Source organism: Methanolobus halotolerans, assembly GCF_004745425.1.
GTDB classification, from domain to species: Archaea; Halobacteriota; Methanosarcinia; order Methanosarcinales; family Methanosarcinaceae; genus Methanolobus; species Methanolobus halotolerans.
The window spans coordinates 125,006-151,939 of record NZ_PGGK01000007.1; the positions used below are offsets into that span (position 1 = coordinate 125,006).

Annotated in this window: 23 protein-coding genes and 1 pseudogene; 9 read left to right on the plus strand and 15 right to left on the minus strand. The window is 45.8% G+C overall.

Annotated elements, in window-relative coordinates; genetic code table 11:
- Positions 1–469 precede the first annotated feature (469 nt).
- The 3 genes from mfnA (at position 470) to CUN85_RS08195 (ending at position 4,423) form a co-directional block, all read left to right on the plus strand.
- Positions 470–1,624: a tyrosine decarboxylase MfnA gene (gene mfnA / locus CUN85_RS08185; RefSeq protein WP_135389834.1), complete on the plus strand. Its 1,155-nt coding sequence runs from the start codon at positions 470–472 to the stop codon at positions 1,622–1,624.
- Positions 1,625–1,901: 277 nt separating this feature from the next.
- Complete coding sequence (locus CUN85_RS08190) at positions 1,902–2,993, plus strand: CBS domain-containing protein (RefSeq protein WP_135389835.1); 1,092 nt, start codon at positions 1,902–1,904, stop codon at positions 2,991–2,993.
- 17 nt (positions 2,994–3,010) lie between these two features.
- A complete protein-coding gene (locus CUN85_RS08195) occupies positions 3,011–4,423 on the plus strand; it encodes a TraB/GumN family protein (protein ID WP_235856257.1) in 1,413 nt (470 codons plus the stop codon).
- A 63-nt stretch (positions 4,424–4,486) separates the two neighbouring features.
- Here CUN85_RS08195 and CUN85_RS08200 read toward each other — a convergent pair whose 3' ends face one another.
- The 10 genes from CUN85_RS08200 to CUN85_RS08245 all read right to left on the minus strand — a co-directional run bounded on the left by CUN85_RS08200 (position 4,487) and on the right by CUN85_RS08245 (position 17,159).
- Positions 4,487–5,821 carry a hypothetical protein gene (locus CUN85_RS08200; RefSeq protein WP_235856258.1) on the minus strand — a complete coding sequence of 445 codons (1,335 nt, stop codon included), beginning with the start codon at positions 5,819–5,821 and terminating at the stop codon, positions 4,487–4,489.
- 81 nt (positions 5,822–5,902) lie between these two features.
- Complete coding sequence (locus CUN85_RS08205; RefSeq protein ID WP_135389836.1) at positions 5,903–6,343, minus strand: universal stress protein; 441 nt, start codon at positions 6,341–6,343, stop codon at positions 5,903–5,905.
- A 202-nt stretch (positions 6,344–6,545) separates the two neighbouring features.
- Complete coding sequence (fhcD, locus tag CUN85_RS08210) at positions 6,546–7,439, minus strand: formylmethanofuran--tetrahydromethanopterin N-formyltransferase (RefSeq protein ID WP_135389837.1); 894 nt, start codon at positions 7,437–7,439, stop codon at positions 6,546–6,548.
- Positions 7,440–7,606: 167 nt separating this feature from the next.
- A complete protein-coding gene (locus CUN85_RS08215; protein ID WP_167848834.1) occupies positions 7,607–9,289 on the minus strand; it encodes a hypothetical protein in 1,683 nt (560 codons plus the stop codon).
- 105 nt (positions 9,290–9,394) lie between these two features.
- Positions 9,395–11,299 (minus strand): anaerobic carbon-monoxide dehydrogenase catalytic subunit, encoded by a 1,905-nt coding sequence (cooS, locus tag CUN85_RS08220; RefSeq protein ID WP_135389839.1) that lies wholly within the window; start codon positions 11,297–11,299, stop codon positions 9,395–9,397.
- A 107-nt stretch (positions 11,300–11,406) separates the two neighbouring features.
- Positions 11,407–13,005 carry a sensor histidine kinase gene (locus CUN85_RS08225; RefSeq protein WP_135389840.1) on the minus strand — a complete coding sequence of 533 codons (1,599 nt, stop codon included), beginning with the start codon at positions 13,003–13,005 and terminating at the stop codon, positions 11,407–11,409.
- A gap of 202 nt (positions 13,006–13,207) precedes the next feature.
- Positions 13,208–14,062 (minus strand): ion transporter, encoded by an 855-nt coding sequence (locus CUN85_RS08230; RefSeq protein ID WP_135389841.1) that lies wholly within the window; start codon positions 14,060–14,062, stop codon positions 13,208–13,210.
- 9 nt (positions 14,063–14,071) lie between these two features.
- Positions 14,072–15,160, minus strand: coding sequence for a DNA polymerase IV (gene dinB, locus CUN85_RS08235; RefSeq protein WP_135389842.1), 1,089 nt, complete (start codon positions 15,158–15,160; stop codon positions 14,072–14,074).
- Between the two features lie 66 nt (positions 15,161–15,226).
- Positions 15,227–16,174, minus strand: coding sequence for a cysteine synthase A (cysK, locus tag CUN85_RS08240; RefSeq protein WP_135389843.1), 948 nt, complete (start codon positions 16,172–16,174; stop codon positions 15,227–15,229).
- A 19-nt stretch (positions 16,175–16,193) separates the two neighbouring features.
- A complete protein-coding gene (locus tag CUN85_RS08245) occupies positions 16,194–17,159 on the minus strand; it encodes a serine O-acetyltransferase (protein ID WP_135389844.1) in 966 nt (321 codons plus the stop codon).
- Between the two features lie 233 nt (positions 17,160–17,392).
- On the opposite strand from CUN85_RS08245, the gene CUN85_RS08250 reads away from it, so the two are divergent.
- Positions 17,393–18,550, plus strand: coding sequence for a baeRF10 domain-containing protein (locus CUN85_RS08250; RefSeq protein ID WP_135389845.1), 1,158 nt, complete (start codon positions 17,393–17,395; stop codon positions 18,548–18,550).
- An 18-nt stretch (positions 18,551–18,568) separates the two neighbouring features.
- On the opposite strand, the gene CUN85_RS08255 is transcribed toward CUN85_RS08250, so the two are convergent.
- The 3 genes from CUN85_RS08255 to CUN85_RS08265 all read right to left on the minus strand — a co-directional run bounded on the left by CUN85_RS08255 (position 18,569) and on the right by CUN85_RS08265 (position 21,066).
- On the minus strand, positions 18,569–18,916 hold the full coding sequence (locus tag CUN85_RS08255; RefSeq protein ID WP_135389846.1) for a DUF4346 domain-containing protein: 348 nt from the start codon (positions 18,914–18,916) through the stop codon (positions 18,569–18,571).
- A gap of 66 nt (positions 18,917–18,982) precedes the next feature.
- Positions 18,983–20,275, minus strand: coding sequence for a hypothetical protein (locus CUN85_RS08260; protein ID WP_135389847.1), 1,293 nt, complete (start codon positions 20,273–20,275; stop codon positions 18,983–18,985).
- Positions 20,276–20,364: 89 nt separating this feature from the next.
- Positions 20,365–21,066, minus strand: coding sequence for a class I SAM-dependent methyltransferase (locus CUN85_RS08265; RefSeq protein WP_135389848.1), 702 nt, complete (start codon positions 21,064–21,066; stop codon positions 20,365–20,367).
- A 298-nt stretch (positions 21,067–21,364) separates the two neighbouring features.
- On the opposite strand from CUN85_RS08265, the gene CUN85_RS08275 reads away from it, so the two are divergent.
- The 5 genes from CUN85_RS08275 (at position 21,365) to CUN85_RS08295 (ending at position 25,972) form a co-directional block, all read left to right on the plus strand.
- Positions 21,365–22,570: an aldo/keto reductase gene (locus CUN85_RS08275; protein WP_135389849.1), complete on the plus strand. Its 1,206-nt coding sequence runs from the start codon at positions 21,365–21,367 to the stop codon at positions 22,568–22,570.
- A 93-nt stretch (positions 22,571–22,663) separates the two neighbouring features.
- A complete protein-coding gene (locus tag CUN85_RS08280) occupies positions 22,664–23,365 on the plus strand; it encodes an ABC transporter ATP-binding protein (RefSeq protein WP_135389850.1) in 702 nt (233 codons plus the stop codon).
- A 10-nt stretch (positions 23,366–23,375) separates the two neighbouring features.
- On the plus strand, positions 23,376–24,770 hold the full coding sequence (locus CUN85_RS08285; protein WP_135389851.1) for a hypothetical protein: 1,395 nt from the start codon (positions 23,376–23,378) through the stop codon (positions 24,768–24,770).
- 31 nt (positions 24,771–24,801) lie between these two features.
- Positions 24,802–25,215, plus strand: a complete 414-nt coding sequence (locus CUN85_RS08290) for a GNAT family N-acetyltransferase (RefSeq protein ID WP_135389852.1) — start codon at positions 24,802–24,804, stop codon at positions 25,213–25,215.
- A gap of 49 nt (positions 25,216–25,264) precedes the next feature.
- A complete protein-coding gene (locus CUN85_RS08295; RefSeq protein WP_135389853.1) occupies positions 25,265–25,972 on the plus strand; it encodes a DNA alkylation repair protein in 708 nt (235 codons plus the stop codon).
- 46 nt (positions 25,973–26,018) lie between these two features.
- On the opposite strand, the gene nth is transcribed toward CUN85_RS08295, so the two are convergent.
- Both nth and CUN85_RS13375 read right to left on the minus strand, forming a co-directional pair.
- Positions 26,019–26,675: an endonuclease III gene (gene nth / locus CUN85_RS08300; RefSeq protein WP_135389854.1), complete on the minus strand. Its 657-nt coding sequence runs from the start codon at positions 26,673–26,675 to the stop codon at positions 26,019–26,021.
- 98 nt (positions 26,676–26,773) lie between these two features.
- A pseudogene (locus CUN85_RS13375) lies at positions 26,774–26,934 on the minus strand (pyruvate ferredoxin oxidoreductase); the annotation flags it as partial.

Genomic DNA, 26,934 nt, shown 5'->3' on the forward strand with positions numbered 1-26,934 from the left:
AACGTTGAAGTTTCCTGTGGAATAAAACCCCTTTATTTCCATTGGAATATTTATAAGGGAGAGAGACCCCATGGTTTCTACTGGAAGCTCAAAAAAATATGTGAAACATCTTTTTTTAAAATTTCAAAAATATATGGTATTGTAAGTATAGATTTACTGATATATAAAGATTGCTTCCAACAAAAACACACAACAAGAAAAATAAGCTTCCAGTAGAAACCATGGGGTTGGTCTCTTTATCATAAAAAAATTTAGCAGAACACTTATACTATTCTGCATATTCGCAAAAATCCTCCAAAAAAAATTGCTAAATAGAAGACATGATGAATACAGCTAATAACATAATCAATACAGGCAATATAATAAAAATCAATAAAAGCAAAAATCTGAACAGGAAACTAAACAGAAAAACAAAGAACTATTCTCAAACACAACGGTTTTAAACATCCGGCATTATTCATGTGTACAAATGAATGAAATCGGAGTTAGCGAAGAAGAAATCTTCACTCTTCTTGATAATGCGAAAAAAAAGGACTTCAGATATCAGCGTGTTCTTAGTTCCATGTGTACTTATCCGCATGAAATAGCTGTGAAGGCACATATGCAATTCATTGAGTCTAACATGGGTGATTTTGGTCTTTTCAGGGGAACCCATGAGATGGAAAAGGAGATAATTCTCATGTTAGGTGAAATATACGGTTGTAGTTCCGTTGAAGGTTATCTCACAACCGGTGGGACGGAATCCAATATACAGGCTGTACGGGCAATGCGCAATTTTTCCAGGGATAAAGGCTCCTATGATAGTTCAAAGGTCAGGCCAAACATAGTAGTACCTGCATCTGCTCATTTCTCATTTGACAAGATTTCCGATATTCTGGATGTAGATGTCAGAAAAGCCGATCTGGACAATGATATGAAAGTCTCTGTCCCATCTATGGAATCTCTGATAGATGAGAATACGGTCGGGCTGGTTGCTATCGCAGGTTCTACCGAGTTCGGGCAGGTGGATCCGATAGTAGAGATATCCGAACTTGCAATCTCTCGTTCCCTTCCACTGCATATCGATGCAGCGTTTGGCGGTTTTATATTACCTTTTCTTCCTGTGAAGTATAAGTTCGATTTTTCCCTTCCGGGAATTACCTCGATAGCGGTTGATCCCCATAAGATGGGCCTTAGCACTATCCCTTCAGGTGTCCTCCTTTTCAGGGATTTTGAGTACATCAATCATCTCCGGGTACATGCACCCTATCTTACTGTTGATACCCAGTACACCTTAACCGGGACCCGAAGTGGAGGAGCCGTTGCAGCAACCTATGCTGTTATGATGTTTCTCGGAAAAAAAGGTTACACAGAAGTGGTCAACAAATGCATGGAGCTCACAAGGTATCTCGTAAAAAAGGTGCAGAGCATAGGAATTCAGCCTGCTATAGATCCTGTTATGAATGTCGTAACACTGTACGTTCCTCATCCGACATCACTGCGGACCAGGCTTTGCAGGGAGTATGACTGGCATGTTTCCATCACCCAGAATCCAAAAGCATTAAGAATCGTCATCATGCCACATCTGGATTTTGACATCATTGATATGTTTGTCGACGATCTTGAAAAAGCTCTTAAAGCCTGATAAAGAGTTATGAGAGAAAGATCAAATAGAAAGTTGAGAGGGGAAGGCTGATGCCACCATGCCTTGAAACTTGTAAGGCGTGTGTGCATCAGGCCTGTGCCGGATTACAATCTGTATCTATATTATATACTCATGATCCAAGCATAGTGAAAGTATTATTCTGTCCATGTCACATCAAAAATATGACCCGAGGAGCGATGCTTTTCTTGCCGCTTTTCTTTTTATTATCTCTTATTCCCGGATAAAATTAAATACGAAGGTCGTCTAACAACAAACCATGAAGACATCATTGAAGATCGGGAGTATAATGGGGATACCTGTAAAACTCCATATTACTTTTTTGCTGATCCTTCCTGTTTTCGTCTTAGTCTTTTCTATTAATGAGGCACCGCTTGGTTTTGCAGGAACTACTCCGTTGATCCTGAATTATGCATTATCTCTTCTGACAACGATCCTGCTTTTCACCTGCGTACTGTTGCATGAGTTCGGACATTCCTATATTGCAAAGAGATACGGCGTGGAGATCAAGGATATCACTTTGTTGTTGTTTGGTGGTGTTTCTTCTATGGAGGAGATTCCCAGAGTACCTTCTCAGGAACTGAGGATAGCATTTGCAGGTCCTTTTGTGAGTTTTGTCATCGGTCTGGCACTTCTTGGGATGAATTTTTTCACGGCATCAGTTTTTTCCGGTTATGCGGATACATCTGTCTATCTTATGTTCTACATACTGGGTTCCATCAATATAGTACTTGGACTCTTCAATCTGCTTCCTGCATTTCCGATGGATGGCGGTCGTCTGCTCAGGGCATGGTATGCAAAAAGGATGAGTTACATCAAAGCCACTCATTACGCAGCCAGTTTCGGGAAGATGTTTGCCTTTCTCATGGGATTGCTGGGGCTGTTCTATAATCCGTGGTTGATCCTGATAGCTTTCTTTATATACATCGGTGCATCAGAGGAGGACAAGTCGACTACTATTTCCATACTTCTGGAAAAATATGAAGTCAGGGATATTATGACAGAGAACGTCCTATCCGTACCGCCGGAGATCACTGTGGAGGAGCTTGCAAAGTTAATGTTCGAGAACAAGCATCTGGGTTATCCTGTGATGCAGGGTAACTCTTTAAAAGGTGTTGTGACATTTACAGATATACGCAACATCCTCCCGAACGACCGTTTTGCGACCCTTGTATCTGATATTATGACCCGGGACATAATCTCGGTTGCCCCAGGGGACACTGCATCTGATGCGTTCAAGGTGATGACCTTAAATAATATCGGGCGTTTGCTTGTCGTAAGCGATGGAGAACTGGTCGGGATACTTTCAAGATCAGACCTTATGCGGACCATGATGTTGCTAAATGAATAAGTTAAAGAGGATAACAATTGACGAAATCCAGTAATTTTGACGATTCGCAGGGAACACTGAGTGAATACAAACTGAGTGATTCAAGCAATCTTTACCTAGGGGATAATGATGTGAGTCCTACCCCATCCATAGATGAACGGTTGGAAACTGATATTGTGAAAGATGTCGTGGATGTCGTTCCATCTGAAGGATCCCGGAGAGCTGAAGGGTCAGACATCTTGCCTTCCGAAATAATAATTGTGGGTACTGCCCACGTATCCGAGAAAAGTGTCAGGGAAGTTGTCAGTACAATAGAGAGGGAGAAACCCGATATTGTGGCAGTGGAACTGTGCAAGGCAAGATACGATTCACTGAAAGGCAACGTTGAGAACACAGCTATCCCTGTGAAGGAATTGCTTAAGCAGGGCAAGGTGTACTTCTATGTAGTACACTTGTTGCTTGCCCATGTCCAGAAGAAATTCGCTGACCAGATGGGTATCCAGCCGGGTGCCGAGATGATCTCTGCCATGGAGGCAGCAGAGGCAAGTGGTGCCAGGATTCTGCTGATAGACAGAAATGTCCAGATCACCCTGCAACGTTTCTGGGGTAAGATGGGGTTTGTTGAAAAATTGAAGATGCTGTCCGGCCTTGTTGCTGCGGTGCTCGGCATAGGTGGCACAAAGGATATCGATATAGATACCATAACCAATCAGGACATAGTTTCCGTGCTCGTGGAAGAATTCAGGGAGAGTTCCCCCAATGCGGTCCAGGTCCTGATAGATGAGAGGGACGCCTATATGGCCAGAAACCTTCTCAGGGCCGCAGCTGGCGGGGGAAAGAAAATAGTCGCTGTCGTTGGTGCTGGACACAGGGCAGGCATCCAGAGACATCTCAAGGATCCCGGTACGCTCCCTCCAGTGGAATATGAGACAGAAACCCCTAAAAAGCGCTTCAGTATTATGAAGCTCTTCGGTTTTCTCATTGTCGGCATTGCCCTTGCAACCTTTGCATTACTCATAATATCCGGCGTACCCTTCGAGATAATGATGCTGGCCTTTGCCTGGTGGTTCGTGATCAATGGTGTGCTCAGCGCTGCAGGAGCGATCCTTGCCAGAGGTCATCCGTATTCTGTACTGACCGCCTTCTCGGTTGCATGGCTGACATCCCTTAACCCTATGATGGCTGCAGGCTGGTTCGCCGGACTTACCGAGGCGAAGTACCGTAACCCTACAACAGATGATTTTAAGGGAATGATTGATATAGAGTGTACTGAAGACATGATGAAGAACAATCTCTTCAGGGTCATAATGGTGGCAGCCCTTGCAAATGTCGGAAGCATGATCGGCACCTTCCTGGGAGTTTATGTTATGTTTGAGGTCACGGGTCTCAACCCCATAGAGGTCATTCAAAGCGGTATAAGTGCGGGGCTTATGGCTCTGGGAATGAGCTGATCTGCTCCACATCTTCTCAATCTTATTTTTACAACATTTAAATTGTCTTTGTCCCCAGAAACTTCACTTGGTATTCTTTTTAGGGTACATCTCCTCGAATTTATCCGCGAGTCTATAGGATATATCTGAGAGATAGACAGTTCCCCATGTAGCTGCAATGATAGCTCCCAGAAGATTGAACAGAAGATCTACCATCGTATCATTGATACCGTGCTGTGCCAGTACGGCCTTGTAACCAAATGCTGCTGTGAGCTCATCGGTCAAAAACTCAAGTATCTCCCAGACGACGCCGGTCGCAAGTACAAATAACAGAATGAAAAGGAACAATACTTTCGGTGGTATATAGATCTCATCGGTATATATATCAATAGCTCTTATCAGTACGTATCCTGCAGCAGCAACAACACTTGCCGAGAGTGCATGTGTTATATTATCCCATCTTGCGATATTGTCATAGAATGCAAAGGTCCCAAGGGCATCCAGGAAAACGGCAAGTGTGATCCACAGTGCAAGTCCGGGGTCAATAGCGATATTATATTTATTTTTGATAAAAGCAGGTACAAATGTGATGATCAGGCCTGCGATGGCGTTCACGGTGGTGGGTATGTCTCTCAGGAAGATTGCTACTAAGAGTAATATAAAAAGCCCGGCCTGCATTATCCTTGTTGCAAGTTCCTGTTTTTTGCCAGAGAGACCAAGCAGCCTGCGGATGGGTGCGGGTGGTCTGGATGCAGTATATCCCGATGTTACCATGGGATTTCCCGGAGGAAATTCTATATTGCTGTCATGTCTCACTTTCCTGAAGTACAGTCCGAAAAGCATGCCTGCAGCAATACCTGTTATCGTGGCATATATGAACTTATACATTACAGCAGCATTGATAGCTTCGTATGATCGGTCGTCAAGGAGAAAAGTTGTTCCGAAATTGGTGTCTAGAGTCCACTGGAGCAAGTGCCAGAGACCTGACATTGCAAGTGTGGTTATTACCACCAGAAGTATGGCAAATTTATAATGCATGCGCACAGAAGTGAACCAACTTATCTCGGCTGCCAGCAGCAAAGCAATAGTAGCCACAGCGAAATATACTGGTATGCTTGTGAGAAACAGGTGATAAGCTGTTGTATTGCCCAATATGGGCATGATAGCTATTACTATGAAGTACCAGGAGGGCATCACCGAAACATTGCGCAGTATAACCGCGGGAGTTGTTATGATACAGATAACAAGAATGATAAGAATGAACCAGGTGAACCTGCCGTCCATCAGATTCACAAAACCCAGCAGCAATAGTACAAATACCATTGACCAGCCAATTAATGCGTTCAAGGATGTGTCTCTTAGAAGTTTGGTGAGCCTGTCTATTTGTTCCATGTAGTGTCCTGTGGCGTCATTGAACAATACATGTATAAATATATATGTATAAAACAATACAGGCTGGTCAAATAAAAATGGAAGAAATGCAGCCTGCTCTTATTGCTCTTATGGTACTACAAGTACCTGTTTTTTCGAACGCCTGACAACATTTTCTGCAACGCTTCCCAGCATGATGTGATTGAGCCCTGTTCTTCCCAGTGTTCCCACTACTATCAGGTCTATATCATTTTCCGAGGCATAATCCACAATTGCATCGGAGGGATTTTTGTCGTCGATGATTACAGGTTTAACTTCCACTCCTTCTTTTTTGCCTGCGCCCATGACATGCTCGACGGCTTTTTGCCCTTCATCTTTAAAGTGCTCTTTCATTCCCTTTGCCCACATCTCCCCACGCATTGCAAGAGAAATACCAGAAGGTGGAATTACATATAAAGCAGTGACTTTAGCATCGTTTGCCTTTGCAAGCCCGATACCCCAGTTCACTGCATTCTTTACATTTTCAGAACCGTCGGTAGCTATCAGTACCTTGCTTATTTCCACATTCATATTCCTACCCCAATAAGAAATTATAATTTGGGCAATATATTCTTTTCGCCCGGTTTTCATCTATATTTGATCTGAATCCAGGATTTTAAGGTCTGAAACAATGTATGAGAAGAAGAGTTACAATAACTGAAGATCATTGAATAAATGAAGGCTATTGAATAAATAACCGGAAAAAAAGAAAGTGGATAAAAAAATAAAAACCTCAAACGAGGTCTTTCAGGTGGAACTTGTACTTGCCGAGCTTACCGCCGTAGTTCCCTGCTGTGATCTTTGAGACACCTGGAACTGCGATAGCTGCTTCAATACCTGCTTTCATTGCTCCCTGGATTGCATCCTCGTCAAGACCGTTGATGACAAGCTCGTAAACTGCCTTTACACCTTCCGGGATCTCGGTGCCTTCGACCTTGTCCCTGATGGATGGGCAGAACTTCTCGTTTGCAGTTGCCTTCATGAACTTGTAGTTGTTAAAACCTGCTTTTGAGCCACTTGCAACTATTCCACCCGGGAATGGAGTGATTGTACCTTCCATGTCCTTGATAGCGTCTACTGCAACTTCTGCTGCTGTGAGTGCTGTCATCTGGCTGTCACCGAAGATAAAGAAGTTACCGCCAGCGATACCTGCGACTGCTCCGATATTCTCTTCTACGAGGAAGTCACCCTCCATAATGGGGATGCTGTACATCTTACGGCCGGCTACTTCTGTCTCGGACTCCATGCCGTCACCGAAGAACTTGAGTTTGAAACCGACGTTGAACTGCTTCTCAGCATCAGGGAGCCCGTTGAAAACAGCTGTTGTGGGAGCTGTGAGTACGCACTGGCCGAGGCGCTCAAGTAGCTGGTGTTCAAGTGATTCGTATCCGAAGGTGCAGATCTGGATGTAAACACCAGGTCTTCCGTCAGGTGTCTCTTCAGGACCTACGAACTTTTCAATGCCTGCCTCTGCAGGACACATAATGACAGACGTACCGAATCCGGTTGCTTCCAGGGCAGCCACTTCAGCCCAGTGCTTTGTAGCTGCGGTTATTAGAACCCTTGCAATTTTGATCGGAAACGCTTCTGCGAAAGTATCTTCAATTTCTACTCCGTTGATTTCCATAGTAATCCCTTGTCTGAGGCTTAAATCCCAAGCTTAAACTTGTCTTTTTGCTTTGTTTTTGCTTAGGTCTGTATAAATTCAATGCTTGAGGTCCGTTACATCCATAACGTGACCACTCAGCAATATTAGAATACAATGACAGTACATATAATCTTCGAAAACAGGATTTACTTCCCACCGGAATTATTGTATGTCTTCTCGAACAAAGCGAACATTTCCCTGTCCATTTCCCTGTATTTCCCAAGTTCGAAAACAGCTTCATTGACAAAGATCGTAAGATTTCCCCGGTTCGACAGGCTGGCAAGTGTCTTTGATGACCTGGCGGTTGATTCTACCATCTGTTCTCTTATTGAGGCTTCACATACCTCCATGATCGCGATCACAGAGCGTGAAGCCTGTTCGTCCATTTCCATTTCCGAGGCCAGCACGCAGAAATGCTCGATATGCGGGATCACATGGGAAACCTTTGCATCAGAGTGCCTTCTTGCGGCAACGATCCCTATGTCTTTCAGGGAGCCTGTAACATCAAGATAAGACCTTTCCCCGAATATCTCTCCGATATCTCTAAGTGCTGCCACAGCCTTAGGAAGTGAGTCGTTCTTCTTCCTGTCAGATGATTCCTGTACGGCTTTGATACAGATATCTCGCAGTGTAGTGATAATCTGTTTTTCAAGGTGTTCCAGCCTGTTCTCCTTGACCATAGATGCAACTTCCACAAGTGCGGTGCGCACATATTCCAGAGTATCGATATCTTTTTTGGATGCTGCATCGATTGCAATTATCTTTAAAAGCTCAACGGACTTCTCCGCAGCTTCTATCATTTTGTAACTTGCGGCCGCCTCACCGATCTTTCCGCTGGCCCTGGCGAATTTATGCCTTGGAGAGGAGATCGTATTCTTCATCAGGACATTATAAAGGTCAGCAGTCGTTTCAGATCTCTTGATCAATTCTATTCTGCCAAGAGCCGGGAAAAAACTTCTTTCGGTGTGCAGTCTAAAGAAGTTATGAAGCAGATTTACTGTTTGTAATGTGGTCTGCTCCATGTTCTTTTCCACACAATTGCATGCTATGGTTTCAAAGGCATCTATGACCTCTATTATGAGATCCCTGTTCTTCTCATCTTCTGCCAGCATACCAAGCCCGTACAGATGTATGTTCAGGTGACTGATAACCAAGGAAGTGTTCTCATGGGCCTTGACCAGTTCCGAACCAAAAACAGCAAGTGAGCGTATTCCTCTTGTAGCTGTCAGGTTATCATCGTTCCTTATTGCTCCCCGAATAATATCGATGATGGGCTGAAACGGGTCAATACCTCCTCTACAGGCATCTATTTTCCGATAGTTCTCGTTCATTTCATAGATGTTCATCTCTTTGCTGATATCAAGGAACCTTTGAGTAACCGTCTCATTTCTCAGGTGGTCTGCAAAAAGGAAGCCTATGACGGAAAGGATTAATGAGGCAGCTACAACTATTGCTATCCCCGTGATATTAGGAGTTCCCAGGGAATGCATTATTGATGCGGCAAGTGCAAATATCCCAAGTGTGTATGAGAACATATCGGCTAGTATATCCTTTTTACTCGGTAGCCAGAGGCATATTACCCAGAAAATAGCAAAGCAGACCGCAAGAACGACATTACTGTTGAAATAGCTCATTTCCTGAGCTGTAAGCAGGTCTGTCAGGAAAGCAAGCTGCACTAAAAATGCGCCCAGAGCCAGATCTGCACCGATATCCTTGAGACTGATTTTCAGATGGTTCTTTGCAATGATGTCAGCAAAAAGAAAAACTGCAGTGACACCGATTATCAGAGCAGCATCAACGATATCAGTTATGAGGATCTCCATGGACATATAAATGTCATGGTTATTTATATAAATATTGAAATTCGTTTTTCGCTATATTGCGGTTTTGATATTACAGTTTTATAGCCTGCCAGCAGCGGAAGCCATGAACTATCAGATTCCCAGCTTTTCACGTTTGCTTTCGATGTGTTCCATCATCAAGTCAACTGCTTTCACAGTATCTGTTTCCACATTAAGCAGTCCGCCGGTGATGTCCTTGCAGTCTTCTGTCAGCAATTTTACAAGGTTCGGAGCCCCGGTCACAGTCGGCACAGGGTTCACATGTGTATAAAGACCCAGGGCAAGGGCAAAAACGGCATCAATAGTTGCTTTCTGCTCCATATATTCAGGAGCTGTCGCAACAACCGGAAGATCGGGTAACGGTACTCCTCCAAGCCCCCCGGATACTGCGGCGAGCATGTCTGCAAGTCTGCCGGTATCGGTACAGGTCCCGTAACTAAGTACAGGAGGAATGCCAAGCGCCTCGCAAATACTTTTCAGACCAGGGCCGGCAAATTCCTTTGCTTCCGGGTTGCACAGTCCTGCGACCTGTACGGCGCCGTTGCCGCATCCCATGGAAAGCACGAGTACGTCGCGCTTTATCAGTTCCTTCACTATATCGACGGTGTGGTTATCGTGTCCGAAATCCCTGAGTGTGGTGCAGGACACCATGCCTGCCATTCCCTTTAATGTCCCGTCCTTGACAGCATCTAGCAGAGGATCGAGTTTCCCGCCCAGCGCATCAAGTATGCTTTCCGTGGAAAAACCTACCACTGCTTCACTCATCGGCAGCCCGGTAACAGGCTTAACGGATTCCCTGCGCTCCTTGAAATTATCGATCCCCATCTGAAGAAGTCTGCTGGCCTGCTCACGGGCTTTCTCTGGAACATAGTTAATTCGCTCTGTTACACCCTCAAAAGAGATCAGATCGCTTACAGGTATTAGTTTGAATTTATATTTTTCAGCATACAGAGGGTCTATTGGCATGGAGCAGTTCATGTCGGATACGAACACATCAACAGAACCGCTTGCAAGCACCGCTTCCTGCATTATCCAGTTCCCGGTGAAGCCATACATTACGTCATCCATCTCCCATCTCTGGATCATTTCCTGTCCGGTCTCGATGTTGGCAATGATCCTCAGCCCCTTTGCTCCTATCTCTTTTGCCTTATCCTGCCATTCCTGCTCTCTTGCCAGCTGCACCAGAGCAAATCCCAGGAAGGGTTCATGGCCGTTTGGGAGAATGTTGATATAATCCGGGTCCAGCACTCCCAGGTCAACACGCATATTATGCGGTCTGGGGATACCATATATCATATCCTGGCAGTATTCATTGACTATCTGGCTCTGGTAAGCCATTGCGATCCCGAGTTTCATTGCTTTGAGCGTCAGGCTGACATAGTCACCGTCCACATTGGTCAGGCAGGAACTGGTGGCACGCATCATCTCGGAATGGATCCCGTCGGGAAAGATATTGAGTTCTTTCCATAAATTCTGTCGTTCCTGCGGTGCAAGCAACTCGACTATTTTACTTGGCTTTGCGTATTCCCTGTCAAAATCGTTTTCAACAAAGTCACAAAGTCTCAGGGCCACATCGTTTGTACTGCCACTGGTATCGATCCCCAGCCTGTCTGCAAAGGTGCGCAGTTTACCTTCCTCACGGATCTCAAATGGAGTATCTCCCATTGCAGTTGCCCTTAGTGTCTTTATAGTCTGCTCCGTATGGTATTGGTAGGTGGATGCGCCCATAACATTGCGCAGCATCATCATGCGCATTGCCATTCCGTCCGCAGTGATTCCGCAGACACCTCTCTTGTCCTTTGCTGCGTTGGCACGGCAAGGCCCGTTGGAACACAGGTCACAGCGTACGCCCGCCTGACAAAAGGCACATCTCCTGTCGGGGTCACCCCCCATTCCCTGGCTCTCATAACGGTCCCAGACATTTGTCATGCCGTCTTCCTTTATTCGTTTGTAAACAGTGCGCACTGAATCGTGATATGATATCCTGCTGTCTTCCACTTTAATACCCCACGGATTTTAATATTTCTAAAACCGCAATCTTATAACCCATATGTATTTTGGACAGCGTGGGATAAAAACTCTTTGGGGCATATCCCGGAAAAGAATCACTTGGCCTTTTTTAAACTGACCCAGAATATACTTCCGCTGCCAAGCGGGTTGTCATCGATTCCGACTCTTCCCATGTGAAGGTCAACAATCCTTTTTACGATCGCAAGGCCAAGACCGCTTCCTTTGACACTGCCTTTATCAGCCTGTCTGAATCTCTCGAATATCTGTGGCTTGTCCCTGTCACTGATACCGGGACCAAAGTCCGTGATCTGTACCCTGCATTCGTCTTCAGGGCAAGTAGAACTGATGATGATCTTTCCCTTTTCAGGACTGTATTTGATGGCATTACTGAGCAGATTTATAAAGATCTCTTCGATAAGAGGGCTTGCCATTACCCTGCAGCTGCATACCGGATCGAATACAAGATCTATATCCTTTTTATCAATACAGTCCCTGAAATTCCTTATTGTCTTTTCCAGTATGGGCACAATATCCTGCTCTTCGAATATAATATCTCTCACCGACTCCAGTTTTATGAACTTTGCAGCTGATTCCATCATTTCAATGAGCTTTTCATTGTTCTTGTGCACTTTATTAAGCAGCTTCTGCTTGCTCTGATCATCCTCAAGGATAATGAGTTCCTCGGTGAATCCGCGTATGATGTTCGCAGGATTGAGAAGGTCATGGGTTAGGATATCAGTGAAAAGAACTTTAAGTTCGGTAGTGGCCTCGAGTTCCTGTGCGTATTTTTCCAGCCTGTCCTCATTTTTCCTGCGACTGATCGATTCTGCAAGTACATTGGCCACGGACTGGACAAAATGTATGTCGTCCTCTGTGAACATCCGTTTCTGGTTCGTATGAACGCTCATGGTCCCGAAGGGCTTATCCATGCGGCCGATCAGTACATCCATCCCGCTCACCTGGCCGTGATCCCGGAGTAATGAATAACCGCTGAATTTGTCCTTTGTATCCCTGTCCTCGACAACGGAAGCTTCTCCTTTATACAGGGTATAACAGAGTATGTTCTGACCGTTGTCATTTTCTTCTCCCCCGAGGTCTTCTGCCTTTTCTTCTTTGCCTTCCCAGCCAAACCCTGCCAGCATCACAAAGTCTCCGTCCTCTTCCTGCTTCATAATCCTGCAATATTCCACATCCAGGGTCTGTGCAACAAGTTTAACGGATTCCTTCATAAGCAGATCAAGTTCCACTCCGGACAGTCCCTGCTGACCTAGTTTTGCAACTGCTGCATGTTGTCGCTCCCTCATTTTCAGGTTCTTCTCCACATCCTTGCGCTCGGTGATATCCTTTGAATGGCGCACGACCATAGATACACGATTATTATCATCAAAAATAGGAGACAATTCGATGAGCTTTGTCTTTCCGTCTAGAGGATCTTCAATTTCAAATCTTTTGCAGTGGCCGGTCGTAAAGACCTCAAGCAAACGACATGGTTCACAGGGGGTGCTGCGCTTCATAAGACAGCTATAACAGTAAGGGTTTCCCTGCTTTTCAATGGAAGCAATAGAATCACAGTTCTTCCAGTTGCTTGTCACAATCCTCAGGTCCCTGTCTATAACTACAACAAGATCCTGGACTGACCCGAGTACCTTCCTTAAAAGATCAAGCTGGAAATTCTTTTCCTCTTCGTTTTTCATTTCATAGCTTGATATATCGATCCCTCTTTTTGCAAGTGTTTTTCAGACTATATCAACGGTGCACAATCGTAAAGCCTGCATGCACCTGAAAAAACTTATCCTGTTCTCTTATTTATACGTATCCATGCAAAAATGAATGATAATAATGATGATTTGGATATAAGTGGTTATACCAGTAAAAAGTGAATATGCCATTAAAATATCAGAGCTGTGCACCACAAAGCTTGCAGAAGCTGGCATTAGCATCATGGTCCGGGTTTCCGCATTTTATACAGTTCTTCATCAGACTACGTTTCTTCCTTTCTTCAATTGAAGCAAAACTGATTTCAGATGTCACTATACCTGTGGGTACTGCTATGATACTGTAACCGAGTATCATTACAAAGGAAGCCAGGGCTTTGCCAATGGAGGTCTGAGGTATTATATCCCCATAGCCTACAGTTGTCATGGTGACAATAGCCCAGTAGATGCTTACAGGTATACTTGTAAAACCGTTTTCCTCACCTTCGATGAGATATACAAGGCTGCCCATGATAGTTACAAGTGCAAGGACTGTAAAAAGAAAAACGGTTATTTTCCTGCTGCTGGCACGCATGGCCTTCATAAGCAGGTCGGCTTCGCTCATGTATTTTACAAGCTTGAGCACACGGAATATGCGTAGCACTCTCAGTATCCTGACCACAAGCAGTAACTGGCTGCCGGGGAGCAGGATGCTCAGGTAGGTGGGTATGATCGCCACCAGGTCCACTATCCCGAAAAGGCTCGTAGCATATCTTCTCTTGCTTCTGACGGATATAAGCCTGAGGGCATATTCGATTGTGAAGAGGATCGTGAAGAACCATTCTATATTATAGAGTGTCCGGCCGTAGTCAGCTCTCATGAAACTGACACTGTCCATCATTACCACAAGGACACTCAGAAGTATACTTATGATCAGCAGTATATCAAAATGTCTTCCGGCAGGTGTATCGGTCTCGAAGATGATGTCGTAAAGTCCCGCTTTCCAGTTGTCTCCACCCGGCCTGTTATCTCTTTTATCATTGTTCAGTTCGGGCATAATTTTCCCTCAGAAGTCGAACAGGGTTTTTTGTCCTGTCATCTCGTGAAGGCTCCCTACCCTTACCCCGATGCGCCTGAAGTTCAGTGTGGTTTCTTCAAGGAATTGCTGCATTATCTCTTTTGCACTCCCGTGAAGGGACTCCATGTCGGAGACAGGATGGCTGAAAGTCCGGCTTTTTGTAGACATCTTAAAATCCGATAAAATAACTGTTACGGTCACGGATCTGAAACCGGCCTTGCGGGATCTTGCTCTGGATAGAACATCTACGGCAAGCTCTTCAAGTAATGAGAAGATCATTTCCTCATCCCGGGTATCATGCATGAGCGAGGCCATTCTGCCTATCTGGTCGGAGGCTGTCCTTTCTTGTACAGGTGTGGCATCAATACCTGAAGCCGCCTGCTTAAGCCATGTCCCCCTGTTCTTCCCGAAAACACTGATAAGTTCCATTATATCATGCTCACCCAGGTCCCCTATTGTCTTGATCCCCATCTCTGCAAGTTTATTACCAGTGACCTTGCCGATGCCCCATAATTTATTCACTGGCATGGGCCTGAGGAAATCCTCCATGTCTTCCGGTCTTACAACTGTGATACCATCAGGTTTCTGGAAAGAGGATGCCATCTTGGCTATCAGCTTGTTGGGACCTATACCTATAGAACAGGTAATCCTTTCCCGGTCTTTCACCTCTTCTTTAATCCTCATGCCTATTTCCCGGGCATTGTCAAAATCAGATTCAGAGGAGCGGGTGATTTCAAGGAAAGCCTCATCAATGCTTATCTTTTCAAAACTTTCCTCACTATCGGCGCTCGAACGCAGTATCTCCATTACGCTTGCAGAGACCTCTTCGTAGAAATGCTTGCGTACCGGCAGGAACACGGCATCAGGATCAAGCGACTTTGCCTGCCTGCATGGCATTGCGGAACGTATACCTGCGTCCCTTGCTACATAGTTGCATGTGCTCACGGCCCCGCCCTCCTCACCGCGGTTGGAGTACATACAAACAACCACTGCCTTACCCTTAAGGGAAGGATCCTCACGCTCCTCAATGGCAGCATAGAAGTAGTCCATATCAGCATGGATTATCACGCGTTGCATTGCTTGTATTTAGGGCGGAGGGTTCTTATGGTTAACTCTTTTAGTTTACATCCTGCTTTTTGAATGTCATGCAGCTTTCGTCTCAGTACCTACATCTCCAAGCGGTGTGCTCAGGTACCTTTCACCCGTATCAGGTAATACAACCACAATAAGTTTTCCTTTATTTTCCTTCCTTCTGGCAACTTCCAGAGCCGCATGAAGGGCTGCACCGCACGAGATACCCGCAAGGATTCCCTCTTTTCTGGCAAGTATCCGGGTAGTCTCAAAAGCATCTTCGCTCTTTACCCGGATTACCTCATCTATGATATCAGTGTTCAGGACCCTGGGCACAAAACCGGCACCTATACCCTGTATCTTGTGGGGTCCGGGTTTGCCGCCGGAAAGTACAGGAGACTCCTCGGGTTCCACTGCAACTGCCTTAAATTCAGGTTTGCGGGATCTGATAATCTCGGCAACTCCCGTTATAGTACCTCCGGTACCTACTCCGGCGACCAGGATGTCCACATCTCCTCCGGTGTCGCTCCATATCTCTTCGGCAGTTGTGCGGCGATGGATCTCCGGATTTGCAGGGTTCATGAACTGGTGCGGTAAAAAGGAATCAGGCATCTCCTTTGCCATTTTCTCCGCTTCTTCTATGGCTCCAGGCATCCCTTTACCACCGGGCGTAAGAACGATTTCAGCACCCAGCATTCTTATGATCTTTCTTCTTTCCATGCTCATTGTATCAGGCATGGTGAGGATCAGGCGGTATCCTTTTGCTGCACATACAAATGCCAGGCCGATACCGGTATTGCCGGATGTGGGTTCGATAACGACCGTATCAGGTTTCATATGTCCGTCCTTTTCAGCGGTTTCGATCATGCTCAGAGCTATACGGTCCTTTACAGAACTCAAAGGATTGAAGGATTCGAGTTTTGCAACCACAGTTGCATAGCACCCTTCGGTTACCCTGTTCAGGTTTACAAGTGGTGTTTTACCAACGGTTTTAGTAATATCTTCGTATATCTTGCTCATTACCTTGTGCTCCCCTCTTTTAGTGCTTCTCCTTGAATATCAAATGTGGTTCCTCGATAACAACCTTGGTGTCAGGAGGGACCGATCTGGTCAGCCACACGTTACCGCCGATTACTGAACGCGCTCCGATGACTGTATCGCCTCCCAGGATTGTGGCGTTTGAATAGACAATAACATCATCTTCAATAGTAGGATGCCTTTTCTCCCCGCGAATGAGATTTCCTGTTTCATCCTTGGGGAAACTCAGGGATCCCAGTGTAACACCCTGGTAGACACGAACATTCTTCCCTATCCTGCATGTTTCACCGATGACAACACCTGTCCCATGGTCTATAAAGAACCCTTCTCCGATCCTGGCGCCGGGGTGGATATCGATTCCGACAAGACTGTGAGCATGTTCGGTCATTATCCGTGGGATTATCGATATTCCCTGCCTGTGCAGCTCATGGGCAGACCTGTAAACTGTCATAGCAAATATTCCGGGATAACTGAAGATGATCTCATCGTAGCTTTTAGCCGCAGGGTCCCCGTCGTAAGCTGCAATGACATCCGATGCCAGCATTGAGCGTATATACGGGATCTTCTCCAGGAATTTGAGGGTTTCCTCTTGGCCACGTTCGATGCATTCGGCACAGTTTTCCTCATATCTGCCGCATTCGTGGATGATGCTGTCGGTAATTTGCTTTGAGAGTCTCTCGAAAAGTATTGTTACTTCATTACCTATGTGGTAGGGTAAAATGCTTCTGTCAACTGTCTGGTCCCCGAAATAACCGGGAAACAGCACGTCCTTTATCAGGTCTATTATATCTATCATAGATTCCCTGGAGGGTATTATCGCTGCATCCACATGGTCAAAACATTTCTTGTCAGAGCAGCTATTAGCGATCCTGTCAACAATTTCAGGTATCTGTGCACGATACTTGTTATCGATAATAGAACTGAGGATAGTGCATTTTTTCAGTTCCGTTTCTGTTCCATTGCCCATGTTATTGCCCTGCTTCTTCAGTAATATTTTAGTTAACGCTGTTAACAATACAAAACCATTTTAAATATGTTTTGCTATGTATCATTTCAAACCGGTTCCACCAGAGAAAGATCAGTGATTACTGTCCTTCAAAAGTGAAAATTTTCCATATCCCATACACCCTATATTGACAATGGCATTTAAGCACTCTGTTAATCCCAGGTATTAAGTATCAGGGAGTATCAGTCTTTCTCATGAAGCCTCAAGAGTCTTTTCGGAGGATAATTCCCGATGGTTCCGTTCCTGTAACAGATATAGATATCAGGACCCTTGCTGAGATCTATGCTGAAAAGGATGTTTATCTTTCAGTCTATCTGCCCGTAGGCGGCAGGGAAAATGAGCATCTGAACAGGATCTTCGTGGATACCAGGGTAAAGGCGATAAAGAATGTGCTGTCTGCCGACCTTTCGCAAGAATTCGGAACTACTTTTGACATGGCAGAGGACCTGATATTCGGATCTGCGGTTTCCGGTGAGAAAGGCCGGATCATCTTTGCATGCTCATCGGAATCCTTCCTGCATGTTTACAGGCTGGCTGTTGAACCGGAGAGATTCCTTGTCCTTGACACATCACCATTTTTGCTGCCCCTTGCCAGGCTGAGGGCGGACTACGAGGATTATGGTGTGCTTCTTGTGGATTCAAGAGAGGCCAGATTTGTTTGCATACGCTCGGACCTTGCAGAAGAGAAAGAACATCTGTCCACAGATCTCATGAACAAGCATAAAAAGGGAGGCTGGAGCCAGATGCGCTTCAATCGCCTGAGGAAAGATGCGATAAAATCATTCTTCTCAGAAGTTGTGGAAAATGTTCAGGGCACGTGTGAACAGTTACAGATAAGGGGACTGGTCATTGCCGGACCCGGGGATGCAAAACAACAGCTTATTCAAATACTTCCGCAGGATATTCAAGCAAAGATACTCGACATCATTGACGTGCCAATGGATATACCCAGGGATGAGCTCATCGAGGCGGGTGACGCTGCATTACAGGAAGAAGAGCTTGCAAACTCACGTAAAAGGTCAAAGGAGCTCAAAAGTGAGATATTAAAGGGTGGTCTGGCTGTAGCCGGAGTGGAAGATGTCAGGAGTGCCCTGGAACAGGCAAGAGTGAACGTGCTCTTGATCTTAAAAGGCTCTTCGGTACCGGGCTGGATATGTGAGAGATGCCAGAACCTGAAGGCAAATGTCCGGCCACCAGAGGAATGTGACAGGTGCGGAGGACCGACATCGACTGTGAATGTGCTGGAGGAACTCTACGAACTTGCCCAGCGCACAGGTGCAGAGGTGGAGTTCCTGGAAAAGGAGGGTTTCCTGGATTCAAATAATGTGGTGGGTGCGCTGCTGAGATATTAGTTATCAGTTCACTTTGTCTTATCCCTGAATGTAATCAAATCCTGTTCTCATTGCGATCTCAGCTCTTACAAGTTCCTGGCCAAGGTAGGCGGCATGGTTAAGTGTGCTTGCCCATCCGTATTTAATAATAGTGCGGTAGATAGACTTCGCATCCCGGCCTTCAATGAGTCTCAGCAGTTCCTTGTCGTAGGAATAGTGTTTAGCCATTATCATCATTTTCTCAGGATTCGGCACGATTATGAAATATCCTTCTTTATCCAGTTCAAGTTTGCCGGGATCTTCTGCCTGGATAACAGGAACGTTCCCGAAATCCTCAGATCCTGCAGATACATTATTGCTTCCGTCTTTGTTTGTCTCATCTTCCATATTCTCACCTTGCTGCAGGCATCGGGTCTGACCCCGTCCTGAAAAAGACTGTGAGCATGATATATGTCATCTGTCCGGGTGCCACCGTTGCATATGTTCAGCATGTGTCTTCAGGTAAGCCCCTTTTTCATAGAACCTGTCATAGAATTCCAGATCAAGGTGTTGTGCCTGCAGGTAGGGCATGACAAAGATACTGGGCACGGTACCCGGAAACTTACCGAAGGTATCATATATATACTGGGCATGTAGAGCGACGCATTCCCGGAAATGCTCATCCGGAATCTGTGCACTGCTGCGGACCCCCGGCGTGTCCTTGTAGTAGCCCGGTGTTTCAGGGTTGAATGGTCCTCCTGTACCGAATTTTCTCTCCATGAGCGTATCCACCGCATGGCGCATGTCACGATAGTGTGGCGGTGTAAAAGCTTCAAAAACACCATCTATTCCTGTGGGGTTTGGCAGTGGCCACCGCTCATCGGTATCGTACCTGAATCCAAGTCCCTTCACTTGCGGGTCCCCGCTTGCCCCAAGTACCGAGAAGGGGTCGATCCCATTGAACATCCATCCTCCAAGTCCCATGGCCTGCAGTATCAGCATCCCGGCATAACAGGATGTTGAGAGCTCTGCGGTCAGTTCAGAAAGAGACCACATCTCCAGGAAAGTGATGGGATATGGTTCCTCTGTGTCCACAATATCTGAAAACTGCTCGATTCCGTCTATTTTTTCCCCGTTCACATCATCATAGAAGCAGACTCCGTTCTGCACGTAGTAACATATACCTGCCAGTACATGCTGTGCCAGATCTCCCGCCGGGATAACCAGAGTGGTACCCGGATGATTGACGACCCAGGTATTGTGTGCCTCTACATGAGGTGTCTGCGCGGGGAGTTCCAGGCGTCCATCATATATCTTATGTATGCGGCTGCGATGCGCTTCCAGCAGTTCTTCAGGATTGAATGTACCGCTGTCCTTTCTTTGAGCCATTTCAGGCGCATCCCTTGTCCTGAGGATGTAGACGCCATCGTCGTCCGTAAAGAACAGTTCGCTTGTATGGAAGCCGGCTGCCGATGGAAATGTCCTGCTTCCGGCGCTACCGGCATAGTTTGAAAGATATGGTGCATACCGCTGCGCCCGCATGATAAGGTTTTGCCAGCCTGTGTTTCCTCCCATTGCTGTCAGCAATGTCATCTGCTCTATTTCTGACAATGGCATTGCTTCATGTTTAGACGTATATTTGAAGTAGCCGTCAGGTATGGATGCTCCCATAAAGAAACGACGTGCCTTTCTTCCGAAAAGAGCATCTGAAAGTCTGAAATTCAGCACATCTTCGAACCCCGGTGGAAATTCACTTGCTTCCCCCATAATCGATCCTCCTCAGAGAACAGGATATAATCTTTTTCCCATTCCCATTGAAAGTTGTCCGGCATGGAATTTAAGATTTCGGAAAGTATTTACTTGATGCAGTAAAAACCAGCCTGCATATAGGAATACCAGAACATTTCCACTGTCCTGAAGCCTGTTTTTCTCAATAGTTCCAGATGTTCTTCAATTGTTATCGGGAAATATTCGGTTCCAAAACGTTCAAGATGGACCTCTATTTCTTCGTCAGTCCTGCCATGTCTGGACTGGAACTCTCCCCAGTATCTTTTTCCTACAGAGATTCCTTCTTCAGTAAGCGGGCTGACATTCTCAAAGGTGATTAAAACGCCACCATCTTTTAGAAGTTCATAGCATTTCCTTACGGCCCTTGCCCTGTTATCACGGTCAAGGTAATGGTGGCACTGGATAGCGGTGATAACGTCCGGGCTCTCATCAAGTTCCTGTGAGAATTCCTGTGTTGGTGAAGCTTTCAGAAAATCAAGTCTCCCAGTACTACACGATGCCAGCTTCTCTCTTGCCTGTTCCAGCATTCCCTCTGAGGGGTCAAGCATAAGGAATCTTGTGTTGGAAAACTGCCCGATTGCCTTGCTTACAAGTGAGCCTGTACCACATCCCGTGTCCATCCACACCTTTGGGGGTGATGGCAGTGACTTAACAAGGTTGATAGTTTCCTGATGAAAGAATGTGTAAAAAGGAAGAACAGATGAGATCTTGGTATCATAATCCTCAGGCAAGTGGGGTGTTTTGTTTTCTGAGGCTTTTTTAGGAAGCATGTAGAAAGTTGAATTATTTGCTGCTTTATATTTCCTTTGCAAAGATGCCATAAAGTATTTATACAAAACTCTATGCAAGGCATATTTAACACATATGATCGAGAAATGTGTGTGTGAAGACAGGTTCGTACAGATGTCAAAAGCCATGGAATAGAGGATGCTAAGGAGCCTATGGATTTCATAACAATGTTGGTGAAATAAGTATATTTGGCTGGAAAGTAATTTTTTATAATTACATAAGTACTACTAGTCATTTGTGAGATCATCTTATTCAATTGAAAACCTAAGAAGGGCCAGAATGTTATACAGGAAAATGCCAAAGAACGGTGATGAGCTTTCAATACTTGGTTTTGGAGCCATGCGTCTGCCAGTGAAAGATAATGGAAGCATCGATGAGGAAAAGGCCACGAAGATGGTCCGGCATGCCATAGACAATGGCGTGAACTATGTGGATACCGCATGGCCTTATCACATGGGGGAAAGTGAACCTTTCCTTGCGCGTGCACTTGCAGACGGTTACAGGGAAAAGGTGAAACTTGCCACAAAGCAGCCACAATGGATGGTTAAAGAACCTGAGGACATGGACAGGTTCCTCAATGCCCAGCTTGAGAAACTGAATACCGATCATATTGACTATTATCTGGTACACAGCCTGGTCGAGAGCAGCTGGGAAAATATCAGAGATCTTGGTGTCATGGAATTTTTGGACAAAGCCAAATCAGACGGGCGTATTATCAATGCAGGTTTTTCCTATCATGGCACTCCCGAGGATTTCAAACCTATAGTTGATGCCTATGACTGGGATGTATGCCAGATCCAGTACAATTTCCTGGATGAGAATGTCCAGGCAGGCAGGGGAGGTCTTGAGTATGCCGCATCCAGGGGTCTTGGTGTTGTGGTCATGGAACCCCTGAGAGGTGGGAATCTGGCAGACCCGGTACCTTCCGAAGTAATGGATATTTGGGACGAGGCCGATGTAAAACGCAGTCCTGCAGAGTGGGCATTGCGCTGGGTCTGGAACCATCCTGATGTCACGGTAGTGCTTTCAGGTATGACAGAGCCTTACCAGGTTCAAGAGAACCTTAAGGTTGCAGAGCAGGGTCTTGCAGGTTCCCTGAGCGAAAAAGAAATGCGTCTTGTGGACAGGGTTGCAGAGAAGTACCGTGAGCTCATGAAGCTCAGCTGCACTGAATGCAGATACTGCATGCCATGCCCGGAAGGTGTTGATATCCCGGCCTGCTTCGAGATGTACAATAACCTGCATATATTCGGCGATGAGGGCCGGTTGATGATGATGTACGCCGCAAAGCTCGGAGGCATTCTCAGGGGAGCAGACACGAACTTTGCATCTCAGTGTACCCAGTGTGGCCAGTGCCTGGATGCATGCCCTCAGAACTTGCCGATACCCGACCTGCTGGAAAAGGTTGCAGAGGAGTTCGAGGGGCCGGGTCTTGGAGAGCGGATGGAGTTCGCAAAGCAGTTGTTTGAGAATGATGGCTGTTAAACTTCTCACAACTTAAGTCCGTTGTATCTGCCTCATCTTTTTATACTTTTCACAATATAGAATACACTAAATAAGTGATATGAGGTAGATGCCGTGATAATCGTAACAGATCTCTCGAAGCACTTTGGCAATACAATGGCCGTAGATGGCGTAAATCTCGAGGTCAGAAAAGGTGGCCTGTTCGGCCTGCTGGGTCCCAATGGCTCTGGAAAGACAACCATGATCAGGATGCTCACAGGCCAGATCAGGCCCACGGCAGGTGAGATATCTGTGCACGGTATTGATGTGCTTGCCAATCCTTTGACGGTAAAGGAGCTTACAGGCATCGTTCCGGAGCAGGAAACACCACCAAGTTTTCTGACAGCTGAGGAATACCTGTACTTTGTTGCTAAGATAAGGAAACTGGAGAACTTGGAAGAACAATGTGAATGGTGGTTCTCGTATCTGGACTTTGCGGGACAGAAGGATGTGCTCTGCAAGGACCTTTCCAGAGGCACCAGGCAGAAACTCATGCTGGCACAGGCTTTCCTCCATGACCCCGAACTTGTGATAATCGATGAGCCTCTCATCAACCTCGATCCGCTGATGCAGCGCAAGGTGAAGGATTTCCTTCAGGATTATGTGAAAAGGGGCGGCACAGTTTTCATATCCACGCATATCCTGGAGATCGCCCGGGAAATATGTACTGATATTGGCATTATCTACAAGGGGAAACTGGTCTTCTCAGGGAGGATGGATGACTCTGCTATCGGCAGCAGGCCATTGGAAGAGTTCTTCCTTGAACTTGTTAACTGAGGTGCCGGTTATGTTCGAACTCTTTAACAGCATGATGAAGGAAGAGTGGCGTATGCACTCCTCATTCTTTGGAAACAGGGGTTTTGCCCTTTTCCCGGTTGTTATAGTTGCAATTTCAATGCTGCTCTCGCTTTCCATGATGATTTTTGGAAGGATCATCAGCCAGGCGGATGTGCTGCTGGGACTGCACTACCTGCTTCTCTTTATGGGTTCCATGGTGGGAGGATTCGGTCTGCTTGGAAGGGAGGTCATGAACAGGCGTTTTAGTCAGGCAAGTCTGCTGGCCTATTCCTCAAGGACACTTCCAATCTCTGAAAGGTTCATCTTTTCCAATTTCATTGTTAAGGATGTTATCTATTATTTTTTCCTTTATGTCTTACCCTTCACTGCAGGATTCGTGGCTGGTGCGTTCATTATAGACATACATTACTCTTTTCTTATACTCCTGATGACGTTATTCCTGTCTTTCTGTACAGGTTTGTCACTGGTTTTCCTGCTGTCGACGGTATATGCAAATCTGGGAAAGAAGGCGCTTTTCCTGATTTTCGTTGTATCGATAGTGCTCCTGGTTCTCTTCCAGGGTACCGGACCTGAAAAGCTGTATGTACTTCCTCCGCTTGCTATGTATATCGCTCCGTCCGTTGACCTGCTTATAATCTGTCTTGGACTTGTACTTGTACCTTCGATAATATCTATAATTTTCCTCAAAGTGGATTATCCGCAATTCCAGAAGCATTACAGGAACAGGTTCAAGGGAATCGCTGCTCGCCTGGGTTTCTACGGTTACTCTCATTTTGTGGCAAAGGAATACCTGGATCTCAGCCGCAGTGAAGGGGGTGTCGGGAAAATAGTCTTCTCTTTCCTGGTACCGGTTGCACTTATCTGGTTGTTCCTGCCACAACTCTTAAAACTAGTTCCCGGACTGGACATCCTCGTGGTCTTTGCAGTAGTCGTAGGCATGATGGCCTCCTCTATGTATAACTGGCTGGTGGAGTTCGATATGTTCAGCTCATATGCCTTCCTTCCGCTAACTGTGCCCGATATTTTGAGAAGCAAACTTAACAGTTATTCATTGCTGAACGTAATCCCTCTTGCAATCATCATAATAACTACGGTCTACACCGGCAGGCTGTTTGATATAGTTCATATTGTTCTTTTGTTCGTTGCTGTGTCAATGTACATGGTTTCGGTGACAGTATACCTTACAGGGCTCAACACGAGCATTTCACTATACAACGCCGGTACCTTTGCAGGCTATGTACTTGCCATCGGTCCTGTGGTGCTGGGAATGATCTTCCTTGCACAGTTGAACTTTCACTTTGTGATTGCTTCTGTGATTCTGATTCCGGTGGCATTGTTTGTACTGAAGAGAAGTTTTGTTAAGTGGGGCAAGTGGGAAGTTTGATTCATGATGATTGCCTAAGTATTGTAAATCCATGACCAACTACACCATCGAAGAAAAACTCCCCTCTATTGAAGAATACATCCACCTGCGAAAGTCCGTAGACTGGCCCTACCCCAACAAAACAGCAATAGAGAAGAGCCTAACCAATTCCAACTACTGCGTCTGTGCTATCGAGAACGACAGGATTATCGGCATGTCTCGCATAGTGGGAGACGATAGTTTCATTTTTTTCATCGCGGATGTCATCGTCCTGCCCGAATACCAGAAACAGGGTATTGGCAAAACACTTATGGAGAGGACAATGTCATACCTGAGAGAAAATGTGCAGGAATATTCCTACATAACCCTGATGTGTGCAAAGGGTATGGAGAGCTTCTACGAGAAGTTCGGGTTTTTCAGGAGACCGACTGGTGAGTATGGTTGCGGGATGATGGTTGAGCTTTAGTTTTTCCTGAGCACAAATTATTATCTATATTTTAACTTAGGATATAATTATGAATGACATAATCTCCGATATCAGACAAGAACTCCAACAAAACTCCAACGAAGAAACAAAATCAAGCTCAACTCGTTTCTTCAAGGAAGAGATCAAGTCCTACGGCGTAAAAACCGCCGCCGTCAGGAAAATGACAAAGAACTATTTCAAGAAAATATCTGACAAGAGCAAGCCGGAGATATTCGCGCTCTGTGAGGACCTTCTCAGTTCGGATTACATGGAAGAATCATTCATCGCATTCGAATGGTCCTACTATCTGAGAGATAAGTATGAGCCCGAGGATTTCACTGTTTTTGAGAGATGGGTCGGGGACTATGCCAACAACTGGGCAAAGTGTGACACCCTGTGCAATCATACGATAGGTTCGTTCATTGACATATACCCTCAATATATTGAGTCGCTCAAGAAATGGACGGTTTCAGATAATCGCTGGTACAGGCGTGCTGCTGCTGTTACCCTGATCCTGCCCTCCCGCAGGGGAGATTTCCTGGAGGATGTGCTGGATATCGCTGACATGCTGCTGACGGATGAAGATGACCTTGTCCAGAAGGGGTACGGCTGGATGCTCAAGGAAGCGGGCAGGGAGCATCAGCAGGAGATATTCGACTACGTCATGAAAAATAAGAAGACTATGCCCCGTACTGCTCTGAGATATGCCATCGAGAAATTCCCGAAAGATTTGAGGGCCAAGTCTATGGAAAAATAATAATAAGCTATATCACAAGTCTCAGAATATGGTAAATCTTTATTTTTCAGACCCTGCTTGAGGGACATAGTTCATTGACCACGCACATCTCGCACATGGGCTTACGAGCCACGCAGACCTTGCGTCCGTGCAGTATCAGCGTCATAGAGAGGGTTTCCAGCTCCTTTCTTTTTGCAATGGCCATAAGGTCCTGCTCGATCTTTTCAGGGTTCGTTTCCTGTGTAAAACCCAGTCGCCGGGAAAGACGTTTTACATGGGTGTCCACTGCAATCCCCTCGATCTTGCCGAAGGCCCTTGAAAGCACGATGTTCGCTGTCTTGCGGCCGACCCCCGGAAGCCTGAGCAGGCCTTCCATGGTGTAGGGCACCTGGCCTTCGAACTCCGTGAGCATGATATGTGCACTTGCTATAATGTGCTTTGCTTTCTGGTGATAGAAACCGGTGGAATATATATCCCTGCCGAATTCCGTGAGATCCGCACTGGCGTAATCCTCGATTGTCCTGTATTCCCGGAATAGTTTCTGTGTGACCTGATTCACCTGGCGATCCGTGCACTGGGCAGAGAGAATGGTTGCTACCAGCAGCTCAAGAGGATTCTTGAAATGCAGAGCTGGTGCAGCGTTGGGGTATTCTTTTCTCAGAAGTTCAAAGATGCGCTCGAAGTTAGCGGTGTTGTCGGGTACTAAGGGAATTTCCCGGTCCATGGTTATAACCACTGAATATTGTTTGGAATGATTATTTAGAAACCCTGTTATTTCCACTGCAGAATAAAATAAAAATAAATTAATAAAGAGCGGGCCGGTTACAACCCAAACTCTTCAATGTTCTTGTCAGCGATCGCCTGTATCTTTGCAATCTCTTCCTCACCACCTTCCATTGTAAAAAGGTGCTTAAAACGACGCTGCATTTTCAGATATTCTTCAACCGGCTGCTTTTTCTTACCTATCTTCCTTACCTTTGTCA